Annotated in this window: 18 protein-coding genes; 12 read left to right on the top strand and 6 right to left on the bottom strand. The window is 63.3% G+C overall.

The window, feature by feature from the left end:
- Positions 1-302 precede the first annotated feature (302 nt).
- From AB0N72_RS18415 to AB0N72_RS18380, 8 genes are all read left to right on the top strand, one after another.
- Positions 303-425, top strand: a complete 123-nt coding sequence (locus AB0N72_RS18415) for a hypothetical protein (RefSeq protein ID WP_363933778.1) — start codon at positions 303-305, stop codon at positions 423-425.
- 248 nt (positions 426-673) lie between these two features.
- A complete protein-coding gene (locus AB0N72_RS18410) occupies positions 674-1,129 on the top strand; it encodes a rhodanese-like domain-containing protein (RefSeq protein WP_363933776.1) in 456 nt (151 codons plus the stop codon).
- A gap of 76 nt (positions 1,130-1,205) precedes the next feature.
- Entirely contained in the window at positions 1,206-1,748 is a 543-nt protein-coding gene (locus AB0N72_RS18405) for a GNAT family N-acetyltransferase (RefSeq protein WP_363933774.1), read from the top strand.
- 138 nt (positions 1,749-1,886) lie between these two features.
- The gene (locus AB0N72_RS18400; RefSeq protein WP_363933772.1) at positions 1,887-3,863 is read left to right on the top strand and encodes an amino acid transporter; all 1,977 of its coding nucleotides are present in this window, start codon (positions 1,887-1,889) and stop codon (positions 3,861-3,863) included.
- A 94-nt stretch (positions 3,864-3,957) separates the two neighbouring features.
- Positions 3,958-4,788 (top strand): oxidoreductase, encoded by an 831-nt coding sequence (locus AB0N72_RS18395; protein WP_363933770.1) that lies wholly within the window; start codon positions 3,958-3,960, stop codon positions 4,786-4,788.
- A gap of 180 nt (positions 4,789-4,968) precedes the next feature.
- Positions 4,969-5,139 (top strand): hypothetical protein, encoded by a 171-nt coding sequence (locus AB0N72_RS18390; RefSeq protein WP_018778796.1) that lies wholly within the window; start codon positions 4,969-4,971, stop codon positions 5,137-5,139.
- 216 nt (positions 5,140-5,355) lie between these two features.
- Positions 5,356-6,486 (top strand): glycosyltransferase family 2 protein, encoded by a 1,131-nt coding sequence (locus AB0N72_RS18385; RefSeq protein ID WP_363933768.1) that lies wholly within the window; start codon positions 5,356-5,358, stop codon positions 6,484-6,486.
- Positions 6,487-6,494: 8 nt separating this feature from the next.
- Complete coding sequence (locus tag AB0N72_RS18380) at positions 6,495-6,686, top strand: hypothetical protein (RefSeq protein ID WP_363933766.1); 192 nt, start codon at positions 6,495-6,497, stop codon at positions 6,684-6,686.
- Here the strand turns inward: AB0N72_RS18380 and AB0N72_RS18375 are convergent.
- Positions 6,683-8,053: a hypothetical protein gene (locus tag AB0N72_RS18375; protein ID WP_363933764.1), complete on the bottom strand. Its 1,371-nt coding sequence runs from the start codon at positions 8,051-8,053 to the stop codon at positions 6,683-6,685. The two genes, AB0N72_RS18380 and AB0N72_RS18375, sit on opposite strands and share 4 nt — an antisense overlap.
- A 237-nt stretch (positions 8,054-8,290) precedes the next feature.
- Here AB0N72_RS18375 and AB0N72_RS18370 point away from each other — a divergent pair, with 237 nt between their 5' ends.
- Positions 8,291-8,767, top strand: a complete 477-nt coding sequence (locus tag AB0N72_RS18370; protein WP_363933854.1) for an NUDIX domain-containing protein — start codon at positions 8,291-8,293, stop codon at positions 8,765-8,767.
- On the opposite strand, the gene AB0N72_RS18365 is transcribed toward AB0N72_RS18370, so the two are convergent.
- The gene (locus tag AB0N72_RS18365) at positions 8,764-9,543 is read right to left on the bottom strand and encodes an alpha/beta hydrolase (RefSeq protein ID WP_363933763.1); all 780 of its coding nucleotides are present in this window, start codon (positions 9,541-9,543) and stop codon (positions 8,764-8,766) included. The genes AB0N72_RS18370 and AB0N72_RS18365 overlap by 4 nt on opposite strands.
- Positions 9,544-9,643: 100 nt before the next feature.
- On the opposite strand from AB0N72_RS18365, the gene AB0N72_RS18360 reads away from it, so the two are divergent.
- Complete coding sequence (locus tag AB0N72_RS18360; protein ID WP_363933762.1) at positions 9,644-10,213, top strand: MOSC domain-containing protein; 570 nt, start codon at positions 9,644-9,646, stop codon at positions 10,211-10,213.
- A 66-nt stretch (positions 10,214-10,279) separates the two neighbouring features.
- Positions 10,280-10,996 carry a hypothetical protein gene (locus tag AB0N72_RS18355; protein WP_363933760.1) on the top strand — a complete coding sequence of 239 codons (717 nt, stop codon included), beginning with the start codon at positions 10,280-10,282 and terminating at the stop codon, positions 10,994-10,996.
- Between the two features lie 3 nt (positions 10,997-10,999).
- On the opposite strand, the gene AB0N72_RS18350 is transcribed toward AB0N72_RS18355, so the two are convergent.
- From AB0N72_RS18350 to AB0N72_RS18340, 3 genes are all read right to left on the bottom strand, one after another.
- Positions 11,000-12,973 (bottom strand): ABC transporter ATP-binding protein, encoded by a 1,974-nt coding sequence (locus tag AB0N72_RS18350; RefSeq protein WP_363933758.1) that lies wholly within the window; start codon positions 12,971-12,973, stop codon positions 11,000-11,002.
- Positions 12,970-14,703 (bottom strand): ABC transporter ATP-binding protein, encoded by a 1,734-nt coding sequence (locus AB0N72_RS18345; protein ID WP_363933756.1) that lies wholly within the window; start codon positions 14,701-14,703, stop codon positions 12,970-12,972. The genes AB0N72_RS18350 and AB0N72_RS18345 overlap by 4 nt, the downstream gene beginning before the upstream one ends.
- Positions 14,704-14,817: 114 nt before the next feature.
- A complete protein-coding gene (locus AB0N72_RS18340) occupies positions 14,818-15,492 on the bottom strand; it encodes an NAD(P)H-dependent oxidoreductase (RefSeq protein WP_363933754.1) in 675 nt (224 codons plus the stop codon).
- A gap of 122 nt (positions 15,493-15,614) precedes the next feature.
- On the opposite strand from AB0N72_RS18340, the gene AB0N72_RS18335 reads away from it, so the two are divergent.
- Positions 15,615-16,037, top strand: coding sequence for a helix-turn-helix domain-containing protein (locus AB0N72_RS18335; protein ID WP_363933753.1), 423 nt, complete (start codon positions 15,615-15,617; stop codon positions 16,035-16,037).
- On the opposite strand, the gene AB0N72_RS18330 is transcribed toward AB0N72_RS18335, so the two are convergent.
- Positions 16,027-17,586: a CYTH and CHAD domain-containing protein gene (locus AB0N72_RS18330; protein WP_363933751.1), complete on the bottom strand. Its 1,560-nt coding sequence runs from the start codon at positions 17,584-17,586 to the stop codon at positions 16,027-16,029. The genes AB0N72_RS18335 and AB0N72_RS18330 overlap by 11 nt on opposite strands.
- Between the last annotated feature and the right edge of the window lie 63 nt (positions 17,587-17,649).

The raw sequence follows: 17,649 nt of genomic DNA, 5'->3' as shown, positions 1-17,649 counted from the left end.
AGCGTTTCAACTGGGCGGTCAAGGGTGTGACAGGAAATAACTGTGAGCTTCCGTTTCTTGATGTTCACTTTTGTACCCCACCCCCGACAACCTTCACGCACATCCCTCGACCTTCCCCCAAACCTTCACTCACATCCCACCACCTTCCCCTCAACCCTCACGCACATCCCACCACCTTCCCCACCAACCCTCACGCACGAAGACAAGCGAACGAGCGTCTGCCCCAAACGGACGGGACGTGAACGAGGATCCGCCCCAAACCAACGGGACGTGAACGAGCGTGCGCCCCAAGCCAACCGGACGTGAGCGAGGATCAGGAACTGGGATGGGAAAACCGGCCGGGCGTTGGCGACGCGCTGCCGCTGCCCACCGGACAATTCGTCTGGATGGCGTCCCGCATAGTCCCCGGAGTGGAGCCCTTGTGACGGTCCGTTTCGCAGGATTTCGCAGGATTTAGCCCGGTTGAGCGAGGTGACGGATCGGCTTGGGCCCGGGCTCCGCGCTCCGTAGTGTCGTGCCATGCCAAAGGGCTTCCGGCTACTCGAGGTACTGGCTGGCGGAGCACCACCTCAACACTGACCCCGCCGACCGGCAGAACTCCTACCAGTTGCTGGCCGAGGCCTGGGGTCTCTAGCCTTTTCGATTTCACCCACCACCTATATAAGGGAGCACCATGTCCATCGAAACCGCCGTACACGAAACCGAAGTCCAAGACACCCAGCTGGTCACCGCCGATGCCGCCGCCAAGCTCATCGAAGAAGGCGCCCTGCTGATCGACGTCCGCAGCGAAGGCGGCCGCGCCAGCACCGGCGCAGTCCCCGGCGCTGTGGTGGTGAACCGCGAGCACGTGGAGGAGGACTTCAGCCCGGAATCCGCCCACAGGCTTGCCCAGGTCACCGGCACCGACCAGAAAATCGTGGTGTTCTGCGGCTCTGTGAACGGTTCACGACCCGTCGCGCAGAAGCTCCAGGTCCTCGGCTACGCCAACGCTGTCCACGTGGATGGCGGCTTCCCGGCCCTCCGCGACGCCGGCGTCCCCACCACCGGGCCCACCGCACCGCCCGTCGAACCGGCACCGCCCGTCGCCACCGCTCAGGCGTCCACCGAATCGGTGGCGTCCGAGCGCTGAGTACCTGCCGCCGTCGGGCCTTTCGGCGGCAGCACCACCGCCACCTCGGACTCGATCCGCAGGCGAAAGGACAACCATGACCACCACACCAACGGTCGCCACCGGCACCTTCGTGATCCGCCAGGCGCGCCCCGAGGAGTACGACGCCGTGGGGCGGCTGACGTACGAAGGCTTCGGCCATCACCTTCCGGGCGCGCGTCATCCCGACGAGCAGCGGCTCGGCCTCCTCCTCGACGCGGCCGCGAGGGCGCAGGAAGGCGTATTGCTGGTCGCCGAGAACGCAGAGACCGGGCGACTGGTGGGCACTGCCAGCCTCCTGCCCTTTGGCTCACGCCTCAGCCGGCAAGCAGAAGAAGGGGAGGTGGAACTCAGGTTGCTCGCCGTGCTGCCGGAGGCACGCCGGACAGGCCTTGGCCAGAGACTCCTGGACGAGTCCGCCCGCCTTGCCGCAGACCGGGGCGCGGTACGGCTGGTACTGGACACCGCCGTCGACAATGAGCCGTCCCAACGCCTCTACCGCCGGCTGGGCTACGTCCGGCGGCCCGAGCGTGAGAAGGAGCGGCCCGCACCGAAGGTGCAGCTGGTGGTCTATACCTTGGACCTCCCGGCCAGGGGATAGCTCTCAAGGCTTGGAAAGCCCCGGGAGCCAACTCTGGGCGTAAAGGTCTCATCAAGAATCTTCCCCTTCCCCTGCCAAGCAACCCGCGCGGTGCTAAGTTCAGCTCAGATCGACGAATGCAGGGCTGGGAGGGCACCCATGACCACCTTGAGCAGGCCGCCGGCAGACCCCTCGGCACCCAGGCCGGGGGGCTGGACATCATTCCGGACGTGGCTGCTGTTCGGCCTCCAGGACAGCAAAGGGCGCCATCAAGGCCCCGGCGGCGTCATTGCCGCCCACGAGAAGAAGCACCACTGGTGGCAGGTCATGTGCCTCACGGGCGTGGACTACTTCTCCACCCTGGGTTACCAACCAGCCATTGCCGCTTTGGCCGCGGGCGTGATCTCACCGTTGGCCACCATAGTCCTTGTTGCCGTGACCTTGCTCGGCGCTCTCCCCGTCTATCGCAGGGTGGCGGGCGAGAGCCCCCGGGGTGAGGGTTCCATAGCCATGCTGGAGCGACTCCTCCCCCGGTGGAGCGGCAAGCTGCTGGTCCTGGTCCTGTTGGGTTTCGCCGCCACTGACTTCATGATCACCATGACCCTTTCGGCGGCGGATGCCACGGCCCACCTGATCCAAAACCCCGTGATGCCCTCCTGGCTGCAGGGACAAAACGTAGCCGTGACGTTGTTCCTCCTGGCCCTCCTGGCCGCCGTGTTCCTGCGTGGTTTCAAGGAGGCGATCGGCGTCGCCGTCGTGCTTGTGGTCCTTTATTTGGGCTTGAATGTGGTGGTGGTCGCTACCACCGTGGTGGAGGTCCTCACGCACCCAACTGCCGTGGGCGATTGGTGGCAACTGCTGTGGACATCGCACGGCAACCCCCTCATGGCCGTGGCCATCGCGTTGATCGTCTTTCCGAAACTCGCTTTGGGCCTTTCCGGGTTTGAAACCGGCGTAGCCGTCATGCCGCAGGTAGAGGGCGACCCTGACGACACCGATGCCAAGCCAACCGGCCGCATCCGGGGAACCCGTCGAATGCTCACCACAGCTGCGCTGATCATGAGCTCGTTCCTCATCACGTCCAGCTTCACCACCGTGGTCCTCATCCCGGGCCATGAATTCGAGCCCGGCGGACAGGCGAACGGTCGGGCCCTGGCGTTCCTTGCCCACGAGTACCTGGGACTCGGTTTTGGCACGGTGTATGACATCAGCACCATCGGCATCCTGTGGTTCGCCGGCGCTTCCGCCATGGCCGGCCTGCTCAACCTGGTCCCGCGCTATCTCCCCCGCTACGGAATGGCCCCCGACTGGGCCAAGGCTGTCCGACCCCTTGTTCTCGTGTTTACGCTGGTGGGATTCTTCATCACCGTTGCCTTCAATGCCGACGTCGACGCCCAGGGCGGTGCCTACGCCACCGGCGTCCTGGTGCTCATGACGTCGGCCGCCCTCGCGGTGACACTGTCCGCCCGCCGTCGTCATCAGCGCAAACGCATGCTCAGCTTCGGTGCCATTGCCGCCGTCTTCGTGTACACAACCGTGGCCAACATTGTCGAGCGCCCGGAGGGCATTCGCATCGCTGCTGTCTTCATTGCAGGGATCATCGGCATTTCGCTCCTGTCCCGCGTGCGGAGGTCGTTCGAGCTGCACGCCACGCACGTCCACATGGACCGGAACGCCTTGGAGTTCATCCTGGATGACGGTGCGGGGCCCATCAGGCTCATCGCGCACGAGCCCCGCCGGCTCACCGCTGAGGCTTATCGGGAGAAGCTCTTCTCGGCCATCGAGGTCAGCCACCTGCCCCTCAATTACCACGGGCTGTTCCTTGAGGTAGTGCTGGACGACACCTCCGATTTCGAGACCGAACTCCACGTCAAGGGCATCGAACGCCACGGATACAGGATCCTGGAGGTCCATGGCCCCGTAGTGGCGAACACCATCGCCTCCGTGCTCCTGCACATCCGCGACGTCACCGGCCTGATGCCGCACATCTACTTCCGCTGGACCGAGGGCAATCCCATCACCAACCTGCTGCGTTTCCTGTTCCTGGGCGAAGGTGAGATCGCTCCGGTGACCCGCGAGGTCCTGAGGGAGGCCGAACCGGACGTGAGCCGGCGGCCGTGGGTCCACGTCGGCTGACAAGGGAGGCACTGCCAATACCTGCACAGGGCGTCACTCCCGCGGCGCCCGGGAGTAGCGTTCAGTGGGATAGGTCGCCCATGAAAGGAACATCATGAAAACCTGGCTCATCACAGGCTGCTCCACCGGACTTGGCCGCGCGCTGGCCCAAGCGGTCCTCGCGAAAGGCGATAACGCCGTCATCACCGCCCGCGACACCGCGAGCCTGCAGGACCTCGCCACTGAATTCCCGACGACGGCACTGGCCGTAACGCTCGACGTCACCGAACAGGCGCAGGTGGATGCGGCCGTTCAGCAGGCCGAAGAGCGCTTCGGCGTCGTGGACGTGCTGGTGAACAATGCCGGCTACGGTTACCGCGCTGCGATTGAGGAGGGCGACGACGCCGATGTCCGGACCCTGTTCGACACCAATGTGTTCGGTCCTGTCGCCATGATCAAGGCCGTCCTGCCCGGCATGCGTTCCCGGCGTTCGGGCGCGATCGTAAACATCTCCTCGATCGGTGCCCGCATCTGCCCGCCGGGTTCGGGCTATTACGCAGCAACCAAGGCCGCACTGGAAGGCATCTCCGGTTCGCTGCAGAAGGAACTGGCCCCCTTGGGGATCTCCGTGACGGCCGTGGAACCTGGCGGTTTCCGGACGGATTTCGCGGGACGCTCCCTCACCCAGTCCGCCGAGGCGATCGACGACTATGCGGGGACCGCCGGCAAGCGGCGCAAGGAAAACGACACCGTCCACGGCACCCAGCAAGGCGATCCGGACAAGGCTGCGGAGGTCATCATCAGCGCTGTGGAGGCTGAGGAAACACCTGCGTTTCTTTTGCTGGGCGCCGACGCCATGTATGCGTACAACGCCGTGGAGGAGGCCATGCGGGCGGAGGTTGAGCGTTGGCGGGAGCGCAGCATCAGCACCGGTTACACAGAGTAATGAAGAACGTGTAATCGGTCACACTTGGCTGGATTCGCTTGTCAATCACGGTGGGCAGCATGAACCATGAATGAGGGAATCCGTTCCCATACAAGCTGAATCAGCAATCCTCACCGACGAGGATGCGGCCCCGGGCGAAGAGGCTTGGGGCTGTCAACAGCCTGAGTGAAAGTACTGACAATGACGACACATACTGACTCCATCACGCTGAAAATCTGGGACAAGTCGGCTATCGACCACACCATCGATGCCGCCATCCAGTCCCTCTCACACCGCGCCGCCGCAGAAAACTGCGGAATCGCGGTAACCCTCAGCGGACCGAAAACCTTCACGGTCAGCCTGAGCCGCTAAGAAGCTCGAAACGAACGCAAGAGGACGACGCCGGGACCTCCCGACGTCGTCCTCTTGCTTTTAAGCTGCGGTACCGGACCCCCGGATTGCGTGACGATTCAAGCAAATGCTGAGCAAACCTTGATTTTCCCTTGACGCTTTGCCTGGGCATTTCTTGCGTTGGCGTTGGAACTCTAAATGAGACAACGCTTTCAACGCAGGAACGGAGGGGTCACCATGCTCACCGAGAACACGGTCCAGGCATACGCACCGGATACGGCCGCGGCGCCGCGCGGATCCCACCGCGCCGCCGGCGGCGTAGTGACAGTCCTGGTTCCGGCCCACAACGAATCCGCCGGTATCACCGAAACCCTCGTTTCCCTGAACAACCAGACCCGCCGCCCTGACCGCGTGATCGTGGTGGCTGACAACTGCACGGACGACACCGAAGAGCTCGCGCTGGCGCAGGGGGCCGAGGTCATCCGCACTGCGGGAAACAAGGATAAGAAGGCCGGGGCCCTGAACTTCGCCCTCAGCCGGCTTCTTCCCGACGCCGACCCGGAGGACCTGATCCTGGTCCAGGATGCCGACTCCCAGCTCGCCCTTGACTTCATACAGAACGCCACCGAAAACCTGCTCACCGACGACCTCCTTGGCGCCGTAGGCGGGGTCTTCAGTGGCGGCCCTGGAGGCGGTTTCGTGGGGCACCTCCAGCGAAACGAATATGCCCGCTATGCCCGCGACGTGAAGCGCCTCCACGGCAAGTGCTTGGTGGTTACCGGCACGGCAGCATTGTTCCGCGTCAAGACACTTCGCGACGTCGCCGCCGCCCGTCTCAAGGGCACCCTCCCTCCCGGGAACGGCACGGGCGGCATCTACGATACGTCCGTCCTCACGGAGGACAACGAACTCTCCTTCGCCCTGCTGACGCTGGGCTACCGCATCGCCTCCCCGGCCAACTGCACGCTGGTCACCGAGGTGATGCCCACCTGGCGCGAACTGTGGGCGCAACGGCTCCGGTGGAAGCGCGGCGCGGTGGAGAACTGCGTGCAATACGGATGGACCAAAGTGACCAGGCCTTACTGGGGCCGGCAATTCCTTTCCATGATCGGCGTTCTCGTGACGCTGGCCTACTTTGGCTCCATCCTGTTCGCGCTTATTTCAGGGATGGGATTGAACCTCCAGCCCTTCTGGGTTGCGGTCACCGGCATCTTCATCCTGGAACGCATCATCACGGTGCGGTTCCGGGGCTGGAGGTACATGATGCTGGCCGCAACCATGTACGAAACAGTGATCGACGTCTTCCTCCAGGCTGTCCACGCCAAGGCCTACCTGGATGCAGCACTTAATAGAAAGAAAGTTTGGTAAATCGACTCATGTACAACAGCCCCGTAACCCCCGCAGCTGGAGCAGCGGCAGCCGGAATGGGATCCGGAACGCTCGCCATGACCGGAGCAGGCGACCTTTTCTGGTTCGCCTTGGCCGCCTTCGCCATGCTGGCATTGGGACTCGCGATCAAGAGGATTGTTCCCGTCCGGGCACAGAAGAACCTGCCGACAGCCTCCTAGGGAATCACAGCGGTGTTGGCGGAAGTCCTGGATACCGTGGTGTAGCCGGCCTTGGTTCCGGTGACCTTGACGCTCATGGTGTCTGCCTGGTCGGCGCTCACGAGCTTGTAGGTCTTGGACGTCGCTCCGGCAATCGCAGCGCCGGACCGGTACCACTGGTACGTCAGCGTGGTGCCGGAAGTCCAGGTTCCGGGATTGGCCGTCAGTGTTGAACCAACCGTGAGGGTCCCGCTGATAGTGGGGGTCGGGGCGACCAATGTCCCGGCCACCACTGCCGGCGTCGGGCTGGACTCCTTGGTGGCAGAGGCGTATCCGGTCAGGCTCCCGGTGACACGGACCGTCAGGGTTGAGCCCTGATCCGCGGCCGCCAGGACGCGGATGGGGCCAGTGGCTCCGGAAACCGCGCTGCCATTCCTGAACCATTGGTAGGTGAGGGCAGTCCCGGCGGGCCAGGTCCCCGGGACAGCTGTCAGCGTTGATCCAACAGCCGCCGTGCCCGTGATGGTGGGAGTCGGTCCGCTGAGCTGGTTTGCCGGAACAAAGGAGAAGTCGCGGATGGTGACTGACTCCGGTGCAACATGTGCCGCATCACCGCCACCGCCACCAGTGACCCACAGGTTGAAGTGGATCTGCTCCTTGGCAGGAGTCGGAACCGTGGACCCCTCCAGAACTGTTCTCTTCAGAAGCGGCCCATCGTAGCCCTCCCCCGCGAACGTCTCGAAAGTCAGCTTGCCCGGCTCCCAGACCATCCGGTGGGTCAGGATCGGCGCATTCGTGACGTCGAAATTGACGGTGTTATTACCCTGCCCTGGAGGCAATGTGGCATCGAACCAGTACCCATGCCCCTGGGTGACCGGCCAGTTTTCGCCATAGGCAGCGCCGCCACCCCACGCAGACGCTTCACAAAGGTCGATTTCCGTGTAGCCAGGGGTGGCATTGGGGTCGTATGTGAAAAGGCAACCCCACACCACTTCCTTTTGGAGTGCACTGACGTCCTTCTCCACCGTGGTGCTGTAAGTCCCGTAGCCGAAACCTTCCCGGGTGGACTGGAATTCCGCCCCCTTGGGCGCCGAACCCGTCGGGTTGGATATGGACAGCTTCACGTAGCCGTTGGCGTCCGGGTTGCTGACATTATTGGCATCCCAGCTCGCGTTGTACATGGGCGCTCCGCCCCAGAAGCGCTTCTGCCAATTGAATCCCTTCCACGCAAAACTTCCCACCGGGCCAGGATCATCAGCCATGGGCGTGGTGTCCGCCGCATGCGATGGACCTGTTCCCGCAAACATCGACAAGGCAACCGCGGCAATCACGGCCATCCCCATTGCTTTTCTTCCCCCACGTGGAAGGAGCCTCACTGACAGTGCCATAGCTGTTTCCTCCTGCTGATGCGCCCAGAATGCCAGCGGCTGGTCCCGCTGGCCGCAGTACTGTCCATCCCCCGGAGAACGTACAACTCCTCGATTATCGAGTAGCCGGCGCCATGCAGGAAGCGAAATTGGCACGCAAAATCCCGGAATTAACATCGATTGGATAACGGTGGCACTTAGCGGCGTAGCCTTGAGGTGTTCCTTGAAATGTGCAGGCATCTTGGCCGGGGAGGCAACATTACTATCCGCAGCGCGGGCATCATCCTTTTCCGGCAAGCTGGCGCCGGGCAATTGGAGCTATGGATAGCCCATATGGGAGGGCCGTTTTGGTCGCGAAAAGATCAGCACGCCTGGTCAATTCCCAAGGGTGAATTTTCCGACGGCGAAGACGCGTTGACTGCCGCTCGACGCGAATTCACCGAGGAAATCGGCACGCCACCCCCTCCGGGCGAGTACGCAATGTTGGGAGTGTTCAAACAGCCTTCCGGGAAGCTCATCACAGCGTTCGCCGCTGAGGCCGGTGATTTTCAACCTGAAAAGATCGTCAGCAACACGTTCCCCATGGAATGGCCAAAAGGCTCAGGTTCCATCAAGGAATTCCCCGAAATCGATGACGCCCGGTGGTTCGAGGAAGCCGTGGCCCGGACCAAGCTTGTCAAAGGACAATTGCCCATTGTGGACGCCTTGGTCCATCACCTGCACGCGGGGAGCTAGCCGCTCTTACGCGCGATGAACTGCCGGATCCATTCGACAGTCTCCGGATGGTCCAGGTGAAGCCCATGCCCCGCACCAGGTACGCGGACAAGGACCGAACGAGGGATGTGCTCGCGGAGAAGCAGGGCGTTCGGCAAGGGCGCCAGCAGGTCATTGGTGCCGTGGAGTATCAGCGTAGGAGCGGCGATGGAGCCGAGTTCGCTCCAGGCATTGTGCTCGCGGCTGGCTTTGAAGTGGCGTGCCTTGGCCCAGGCCGAAGCCCGGGAGTTGAAGAAGGTGTGGGTGGCTTCGGGGTTGTTCCGTGCCCATTCAGCATCGAAAAAGTGCGGCTGCAGGCGGGTCATGTCACCGCTCACCAAGGCCTCCAGCGCTGCCTTGTCCGGCTGGGTTCCCGCATCCGGCCACTTTCCGCCACTCGTCGCGGCGAGGACCAGGGTACGGACTTTCTGCGGGTGGTCGATGGCCAGCCATTGCCCAATGCGCCCGCCCATCGAGTGACCGTACACGTGGGCTGAACCCGCGTCGGCGGCGTCGAGGACCACGGCTGCGTCTTCCGCCAGGAGCCGAGTGGTGTAGCGATCAGCTTCGCCGTTCCCACTCCGGCCAATCCCGCGGTGATCAAAGCGGATGACGCGGTAAGAGCGGGACAGAAGTTCCGCCGTCGGGCCCCAACCATCCAAGGCCGTGGCCTGACCGGCGATGAGGAGCATTGGCTCGCCTTCGCCTTTCGATGTCCAGGCGAGTTCAGCGCCGTCGGAGGCTTCGGCAAAGTTCACCGTGCCACTGTATCCCTGCCAGTCCAACGGCGCTGCGGCGCAGGACACAAGGAGCCAACCGCGGAAGACACCGCTGGTGGTCGAGGGTTAGCGTTGAGACATGACTGACTTCAGGTACGACGTCGAAGTGCTGCACCTTTTGGTGTCGCCCGCGCACGCCTACTTTGGCCGCGCGCGCGAAGGTGCGGCGGACGTTCCAACAGCCGACGCCGATCGGGCTGAGGTGGTTGCCGGCAAAGGAATTGTTGGGGACAGGTTCTTCGGCAAGGCAGCACACATGGACGCAGCAGTGACCTTGTTTTCGATTGAGGCTCTCGAGGCCATGGCCGCGGAGCTTGGTGCCGGGCCTTTCGACCCCCTGCGGACCCGGCGGAACGTGGTTATACGGGGTGTCGAACTCGCTCCACTGCTTGGGCATGAGTTCAGCATCGAGTCCGACGGCGATGCGGTGCGGCTGAAGGCCGGGCGACCGGCGCATCCTTGCGCATGGATGGACCAAATGCTCGCGCCTGGCGCCCACAAAGCGATGCGGGGGCGCGGTGGCGTGCGGTGCCAGGTGATCTCAAGCGGGGTGCTCCATCGTGGGCCGGCCGTTCTGCACAGCACTGTGCCCCTGGATCCAGGCAAGGCCGGCGACGCCAACGTGTTGCGGCCATCCCGCTTGCCGTAGTGGGAGGCGCAATCCAATATCATCAGGTTCCTGTCTTTCCTGGGGTGACCCGCATAGGGTGAACAGGTGGAGACCGTAAGCAGCATGGAGGCCGTAAGAAGAACAGTGCAGGCCGTTGCAGGCAAGGCCTTGGCTGGGGTGTTCCAAGCCATCAAAGTTGCGCGCCCCCACCGGCCAATCCACCCCAAGGGAATCCGCTTGGTGGGCAGCTTGGACCGGGACCCGGGCGCACGTGAGCCTTCTGGCATTCCCTGGCTGGACGCGGCAGGCAGCACGATGGTTGAAGCCCGTATCTCCCGGTCGATTGGGCTACCGGACGCTTTCCCGGACATCATTGGTCTCGCCGTGCGCTTCACTGAGGAGGACAAGGTCTCGAACCTGCTGCTGGCTACCACCGGCCCCACGGGACTTGGCCGTTTCATCCTCCGGCTCCGGCGGAATGCGGCGGCCGCTTTTTTCTCCAGCATGATGCCGTACAAGTCGCAGACAGGCCCGGTCCTCATCGCCGCGAGGACAATCGGCGGACCGGAGAAGCTGCCAATGAAGCCGGACGCTTTCCGCTCCCTCCTTGGCAAAGGGCCCTGGACGTTGGAACTTGGTCATGCCAGCCCGTTCGGCGCGTGGAACAGGTTCGGAACTCTGACGCTCTGGCTCGCGGACAACGCCGACGACACGGCTGAACGGTTCGATCCGGTGCTTCATCCCTTGCCCACGGCGGGGACCTACGACTGGACGAAGCGGCTGCGGGAACCTTCCTATGCCGTGGCCCGGCGTCGAAGGTAGCGCTCAGACCTCCGCCACCGGCGCCGCAAACTGGGCCTCGTACAGCCGGGAGTACGCCCCGCCGGCAGCAAGGAGCTCCGAGTGCGTGCCCTGCTCCACGATTTGCCCGTCCTCCATCACCAGGATGAGGTCGGCGTCGCGGATGGTGGAGAGACGGTGCGCAATCACGAAGCTGGTCCGGTCCGAGCGCAGGGCATTCATGGCTTTCTGCACCAGCACCTCGGTCCGGGTATCCACGGAACTGGTTGCTTCGTCCAGGATCAACACGGAAGGCCTTGATAGGAACGCCCTGGCAATGGTCAGCAGCTGCTTCTCGCCTGCCGAGACGTTGCCGCCTTCGTCGTCGAGTACGGTGTCGTAGCCCTCCGGCAGGGACCGCACGAACCTGTCCACATACGTGGCCTGGGCTGCTTCAATAATCTCGGCTTCGGAAGCCGTGGGCCGGCCATAGGCGATGTTGTCGCGGATGGTGCCGCCGAACAACCACGTGTCCTGGAGGACCATGCCCATCCGCGAGCGCAGTTCCTGCCGGGAGATTGAAGCAATGTCCACGCCGTCGAGCGTTATCCGTCCGGAATCCAGCTCGTAGAAGCGCATCATCAGGTTCACCAAGGTGGTCTTGCCGGCACCGGTGGGCCCAACTATCGCGATACTTTGCCCGGGTTCGGCCACCAGGCTGAGGTCCGTGATCAGTGGCTTGTCCGGCGAGTAGCGGAAGGACACGTTCTCAAAGACGAGCCGCCCCCGGCCTGCGCCGGCGCCCGACGGAGCGGGTTCGGCCGACTCTTCCTCCTCGTCGAGCAGATCGAAAACGCGCTCTGCCGAGGCAACACCGGATTGGAGCATGTTCGCCATGGAGCCGAGCTGCGCCAGCGGCATGGTGAACTGCCGCGAATACTGGATGAATGCCTGCACATCACCCAACTGCATGGAACCGGACGCCACCTGCAGGCCGCCCACCACGGCAATTCCCACATAGACGAGGTTCCCGATGAACGTCATGGCCGGCATGATCAAGCCGCTGACGAACTGGGCACCGAAGCTTGCCTGGTAGAGCTCACCATTCTTGGCGCGGAACTTCTCCTGAACCTCGTTCTGCCGGCCGAAGACTTTCACCAAGGCGTGCCCTGTGTAGGTTTCCTCGATCTGCCCGTTGAGCTCACCAGTGTTCTTCCACTGGGCCACGAACAGCTTTTGCGACCTCTTGGCAATGAAGAGGGTGGTTCCGAGCGTCAGCGGGATGGTCACCAGGGCAATCAGCGCCAGCAGGGGCGAGAGCAGGAACATCATCACCAGCACGCCCAGCACCGTCAGCAGGGACGAGACCACTTGGCTGATGGATTGCTGCAGGCTTTGGGAGATGTTGTCGACGTCGTTGGTGACGCGGCTCAGGAGTTCGCCGCGCTGGATGGAGTCGAAATAGCGAAGGGGCAAACGATGGATTTTGGCTTCGATGCGTTGGCGGAGCCGGTACACAGTCCGCTGCACGACGCCGTTGAGCACGTACGCCTGCATCCAACCGAACGCTGAAGCCAGGACATACAGGGCCAGCGCCCACAGCAGGACCGAGGACAGCGCAGCGAAGTCGATTCCGACGCCGGGCGTGAGGGTCATGGCACTGAGCATGTCGGCTTTGCTGTTCTCACCCGAGGCACGGAGTCCCGCGATGACCTGGTCCTTGGAGACCCCGGCGGGCAACTGCTTGGACACGATGCCGGCGAAAATCAGGTTGGTTCCTTCGCCCAAGAGCCGGGGCCCGATCACGGACAAGGCAACGCTGGCTATTGCGAACACCAGCACCAGGGTCAGCCACAGCCGTTCCGGCCGCAGGGTTCCCAGGAGACGCAGAGCCGAGGCCTTGAAGTTGGAGGCCTTCTCGGCCGGTATGTTCATTCCAGCGAAGGGTCCTCCCCTGCCCGGGCCCATTCCCGGGCGCTGGGGTCCGCGACCGCCGGCTGGAGCAGTGGTGGTGCTCATGCCGCCTCCTCCGCCGCGAGCTGGGAGGACACGATCTCCCGGTACGTTTCGGACGTTTCCAGAAGCTCATCGTGCGTGCCCTGCCCGACTATCCTGCCGTCGTCGAGTACCAGAATCCGGTCTGCCTCGGCGATGCTGGAGACGCGCTGGGCGATGATCACCAAGGTAGCGCCGTTGGTATGGCGTTTGAGCGCTTGCCGGAGTCGGGCGTCCGTGGCTGTGTCCAAGGAAGAGAACGAATCATCAAAGATGTAGAGCTCAGGCTGTTTTACCAGCGCCCGGGCAATCGCCAGCCTCTGCCGCTGACCACCGGAGACGTTGGTCCCGCCCTGTGAGATGGCCGCGTCCAAGCCACCTTCCATTGCGCGCACAAAGTCATCCGCCTGGGCCACCCGCAGTGCCTGCCAGAGTTCGTCCTCGGTTGCGTCCGGCTTACCGTATTGAAGGTTGCTGCGTACCGTTCCGGAGAACAAGTACGGCCTCTGCGGCACCAGGCCGATATGCCCCCACAGCAGGTCCGGGTGGAGTTCCCGCACGTCCACCCCGTCCATTCGGACTGACCCTGTGGTGGCATCGAACAGGCGTGGCATGAGGTTCACCAGCGTGGTCTTGCCGGCTCCTGTGCTCCCAATGATCGCAGTGGTTTGCCCGGCTTTCGCCGTGAACGTCACACCGCTCAGCACAGGCCGTTCGGCGCCGGGGTAGGCGAATCCGACGTCGCGCATTTCGAGTTCCCCGCGGCGGATGCCGCCGGTGACAGGATTCGACGGCGGCCTGACGCTGGACTCGGTCTCCAGCACCTCCCCGATGCGGTCGGCAGAAACGGACGCGCGCGGGATCATCACGGCCATGAAGGTGGCCATCATGACCGACATGAGGATCTGCATGAGGTAGCTCAGGAACGCGATCAGGGTTCCCACCTGCATGGAACCGTCCTCGATCCGGAACGAACCGAACCAGATCACGGCCACACTGGAAACGTTCATCACCAACATGACCACCGGGAACATGAGCGCCATCAGACGGCCGGCCCGCAGCGCAACATCAGTGACGTCGTCGTTCGCCTTGCCGAAACGGGAGGTTTCCATGTCCTCCCGCACGAACGCGCGCACCACACGAATGCCCGTGAGTTGCTCGCGCAGGACCCGGTTCACGGCGTCGATGCGGACCTGCATTTTGCGGAACAGCGGCACCATCCGTGACACGATCAGGCCAACAGCCACCAGGAGGACGGGCACGCAGACTGCGATCAACCACGACAACTGGGCGTCCTGCCGCACGGCCATGATCACGCCGCCGATGCTGAGCATGGGCGCCGCGACCATGAGCGTGCAGGACATCAGCACCAGTTGCTGTACTTGCTGGACGTCGTTGGTGGACCGGGTGATCAGGGAGGGCGCTCCAAACCTGGTGACTTCCTGTTCCGAGAATTCACCCACCCGGCTGAAGATGGCGTCGCGGACGTCCCGTCCCATTCCCATGGCAGCCTTGGCACCGAAGTACACGGCAACCACGGCGCAGGAGATCTGCAGGAGCGTGATCAGCAGCATCAGGCCACCCATGCGCAGGATGTAATCCGTGTCCCCCGCGGCAACGCCGTTATCTATGATGTCCGCGTTGAGCGTAGGCAGGTACAAGGACGCGATCGACTGCGCCAATTGAAAAACCACGACGGCGGCCAGCAGCCGTTGATGCGGCCGCAGGAAGCGAACCAGGATCTTCCAGAGCATGCTGTCTCCGAGCTTTCGATGTGAACCGAAGGCCAGTTTACGTCTGGTTGCTGGGGGCAACTAGAGGGAATGGGGGCATTGTGGACACAGCCTGCAAACCCCGCAAAGTCGGCCTCAGTCGTTGATCAGCGCGAACGTCCGCATAGCATTGAGCTTTCCTGCGAAAAGGACAGCGGCGTCACTCAGTTCCCTTTCAGCGAGCTTTCGGCTGCCGTCCACGTCGCTGTTCAGGACCGTGGGGGCAAAGCGGATGTGCGTCGCGTCCCGGATACCCACAAAGTTCAGCCAATCGGCGAAATAGGTGCTGCTGAAGTCCGAACCAAAAGCTGCCGGAACACCGGGCGCGTACACACCGCTGGTGTGGATGGCCACTGCCTGCTTGCCTTCCATGAGGCCCGTATAGCCCTGTTCCGGATCGAACCCGAAGCTCCACCCGGGCTGCGTGACGATGTCGATCCACTGCTTCATGGCGTAGGGAACGCCCGAGTTCCACATGGGGATGTTGAAGACGTAGGCGTCCGCTGCGGCGAACTGGTCAAAGACTGCACGGGCCGCTTCCCACGCGGCGATCTGCTCCGGCGTTTGCTCCTGGCCCGTAAAAACGGCCATTTTCGCGGAGGCGGCGACGCGGCCGAAAGCCGGCAGCACGTCGTCGAAAAGGTTCAATGTCTCCTGTTCGAAAGCCTCCGGAGCTGCTGACTGGACCGAATCGATGAAGTGACGTGCCAGTTGCAGCGAGTCGCTGTTGCCGTAGCGGGGGGAGGCATTGATGTGGAGGATGGAGGGCATGTGTGTTCCTTTCAAACCGGGGCTTTCTGACCCTCATTGATCCTCGCCCGCCTCCCCGCAAAGCGTAAGAACGCACTTTGTTGTGCCCAAGGCACCCCGAGGTGCCTGCGATGATTGGGAACATGACACTCACGGCTGACCAGGCCCGGCAGAAAGCGCGGCACCAGTACAACGCCTCCCTGGCACATTGTCCGGCCCGGCAACTGCTGGAGGCCATCAGCAGCAAATGGGTGACGTTGGTGATGCTGGCCCTGGAAGAGGGACCGCAACGCCACAGTGAATTGCGCAGGCACATTCCCGGAGCCAGCCAGAAAATGCTGACCTCCACGCTCCGGTCCCTTGAGCGCGATGGCCTGATCCACCGGGAAGTCACTGCGTCCGTCCCTGTCCGGACTGACTACTGGCTCACTCCCCTGGGCCGGTCCCTCCTGCCGATCATTTTCGGCATGAAGGAATGGGCTGAGGACAACATGGACGCTGTATCCGCGTCGCGACGGCTCCACGATGCGGAGAGCGCCGCCACACCAGAGGCCCCTATTTCTTGAGCCGCAGCTTCAGGGCTTTGGCGCTTTTCGCCAGATACTTGCGCTCCGCGGCTTCCGAAGCGGTGCTTTCCTGTGCGTGCAGCACTCCGTAGGTGAACCCCGAACTCTCCAGACCGGGCGTAGAACCAAGATCCAGCAGTTCCTGACGGGCCACCACGCTGTCGTGGTGGGTCCCCAGAATCGACTGCACCTTGTGCGCAGCCTTGCCAAGCTTTGCGGCACGCTTGCCATGGATGCTCTCCGCAGCGGCCGCCGCAAAACGAAGTTTCTTCGCAGACTTCCGGACTTCGTGAAGGGCTTCGTCGCGGTGGGGCCCGACGGCGGCACCCACCGCCGTGTCATGGCGTTTGCGGAGCCGCTTGACGGCTTTGTTGACGAGCTTTGCCGTGGTCTTCCGGGCCGGAGCCTTGCCCTTTTCACTCAGGGCCGGCGACTCGATGAACTCTTCGAGGTCATCCAGGAGGTGGAAGTAGCCAGGACTGGTCAACCGTGTATGAATGGCGGCCTTTGCTGTATCAGCCCTGAGCACCATCCGTTGTTCAAGCTCATCCTGGAGCGGGCCCAGGACCAGATATTCGGGCAGGTCATCAAGAGCGTTCCGTAGGCGCTGGTGCAGGACCTCGGTGTCCCGGTACCGGCCCAAGGTCTCCGCCAGCGACTTCAATCCGCTTTCAAGTTCACGGACGGGTTCCGGGACGAACAGCTCCCGGTAAGTGTGGAGGACAGAGCGGATGCGCCGGGTGAGCGCCCGCATCTGGTGGACGGAATCGTCCCGGCCCAACCGCACATGGGAGTCCTGGAGGAGCAAGCCCGCAAGTTGCCTTTGAAGATAGCTGAGTATGGGAGTGGCCGCCGGTTTCTTGCCAGTGGCCTTGCGGGAGCCCTTGCCCGCAGCGTCGTCCATTGGGGGCAGCTGGCCAGCTTTCCCGGGCGCGGGCCAATCTTCGCCCAGAGCGGTGGCCAACTTGGAACTTCGCTTGCTGGGCGTAGCGCCGGCTGCGGAAAGCTGGCTGGTCAGGGTGTCCAAAAGGGCGTCACCATTGCCGTCGGAGGCTGCGAGTTCTACTTCCCATTCCCGCCATTGGAGCTGATGTTCCGCCCCGACTGTGACGTGGGCGCGGACGTGGTCATCAACGAAGTCGGCCAGGCGCTCTCCGTCGCTGCCATAAAGGGCGTAGCTCTTGCGGTCCGTGTGCAGTGTGGCCACCGCCCCGACCGCGTGTGCCCGCGTGTAGGCAAGAATGCGATCCATGAGCTCCAGGGGAACGGTATCGGCGCTGCCCAAGGGAGCATGGATTTCAGTCCGCTTACCCGGGCCCAGCGGCAGTTTGAGGTGCCACCCGGCGTCGTGTCCTCCGGTGCGGCGCCGCAGGGTGATTCCATGGCTGGCGAGGGCAAGCTGCCTGGTATCGAAGTAGGTGGCGTCCAGTGTGTGGCTTACCGGTTCGCCGACTCGTCCCACGCCGTCGATTGCGTCCAGCGCCGGAAGCGGAGTGGACTCCACGGCGTCGAACTTCTGCTCTGCCTCCACGCTGCTGGACGTTGCCATGGCCCTCATAACTCCCTTTTACGGTTACCCCAAGTATGCCGCGAGGGCCGGCCCGTTGTAATG

Source organism: Paenarthrobacter sp. NPDC089307 (assembly GCF_040685055.1).
GTDB lineage: Bacteria > Actinomycetota > Actinomycetes > Actinomycetales > Micrococcaceae > Arthrobacter.
This window is presented reverse-complemented; position numbering and strand designations above follow the sequence as displayed.

Excerpts from the sequence above, each read along its gene's own strand:
- AB0N72_RS18335 (WP_363933753.1), top strand. The coding sequence starts at position 15,615 with ATGACACTCACGGCTGACCAGGCCCGGCAGAAAGCGCGGCACCAGTAC.
- AB0N72_RS18395 (WP_363933770.1), top strand. The coding sequence starts at position 3,958 with ATGAAAACCTGGCTCATCACAGGCTGCTCCACCGGACTTGGCCGCGCG.
- AB0N72_RS18410 (WP_363933776.1), top strand. The coding sequence starts at position 674 with ATGTCCATCGAAACCGCCGTACACGAAACCGAAGTCCAAGACACCCAG.
- AB0N72_RS18350 (WP_363933758.1), bottom strand. The coding sequence starts at position 12,973 with ATGAGCACCACCACTGCTCCAGCCGGCGGTCGCGGACCCCAGCGCCCG.
- AB0N72_RS18375 (WP_363933764.1), bottom strand. The coding sequence starts at position 8,053 with ATGGCACTGTCAGTGAGGCTCCTTCCACGTGGGGGAAGAAAAGCAATG.
- AB0N72_RS18345 (WP_363933756.1), bottom strand. The coding sequence starts at position 14,703 with ATGCTCTGGAAGATCCTGGTTCGCTTCCTGCGGCCGCATCAACGGCTG.
- AB0N72_RS18390 (WP_018778796.1), top strand. The coding sequence starts at position 4,969 with ATGACGACACATACTGACTCCATCACGCTGAAAATCTGGGACAAGTCG.
- AB0N72_RS18330 (WP_363933751.1), bottom strand. The coding sequence starts at position 17,586 with ATGGCAACGTCCAGCAGCGTGGAGGCAGAGCAGAAGTTCGACGCCGTG.
- AB0N72_RS18360 (WP_363933762.1), top strand. The coding sequence starts at position 9,644 with ATGACTGACTTCAGGTACGACGTCGAAGTGCTGCACCTTTTGGTGTCG.
- AB0N72_RS18385 (WP_363933768.1), top strand. The coding sequence starts at position 5,356 with ATGCTCACCGAGAACACGGTCCAGGCATACGCACCGGATACGGCCGCG.
- AB0N72_RS18340 (WP_363933754.1), bottom strand. The coding sequence starts at position 15,492 with ATGCCCTCCATCCTCCACATCAATGCCTCCCCCCGCTACGGCAACAGC.
- AB0N72_RS18405 (WP_363933774.1), top strand. The coding sequence starts at position 1,206 with ATGACCACCACACCAACGGTCGCCACCGGCACCTTCGTGATCCGCCAG.
- AB0N72_RS18400 (WP_363933772.1), top strand. The coding sequence starts at position 1,887 with ATGACCACCTTGAGCAGGCCGCCGGCAGACCCCTCGGCACCCAGGCCG.
- AB0N72_RS18380 (WP_363933766.1), top strand. The coding sequence starts at position 6,495 with ATGTACAACAGCCCCGTAACCCCCGCAGCTGGAGCAGCGGCAGCCGGA.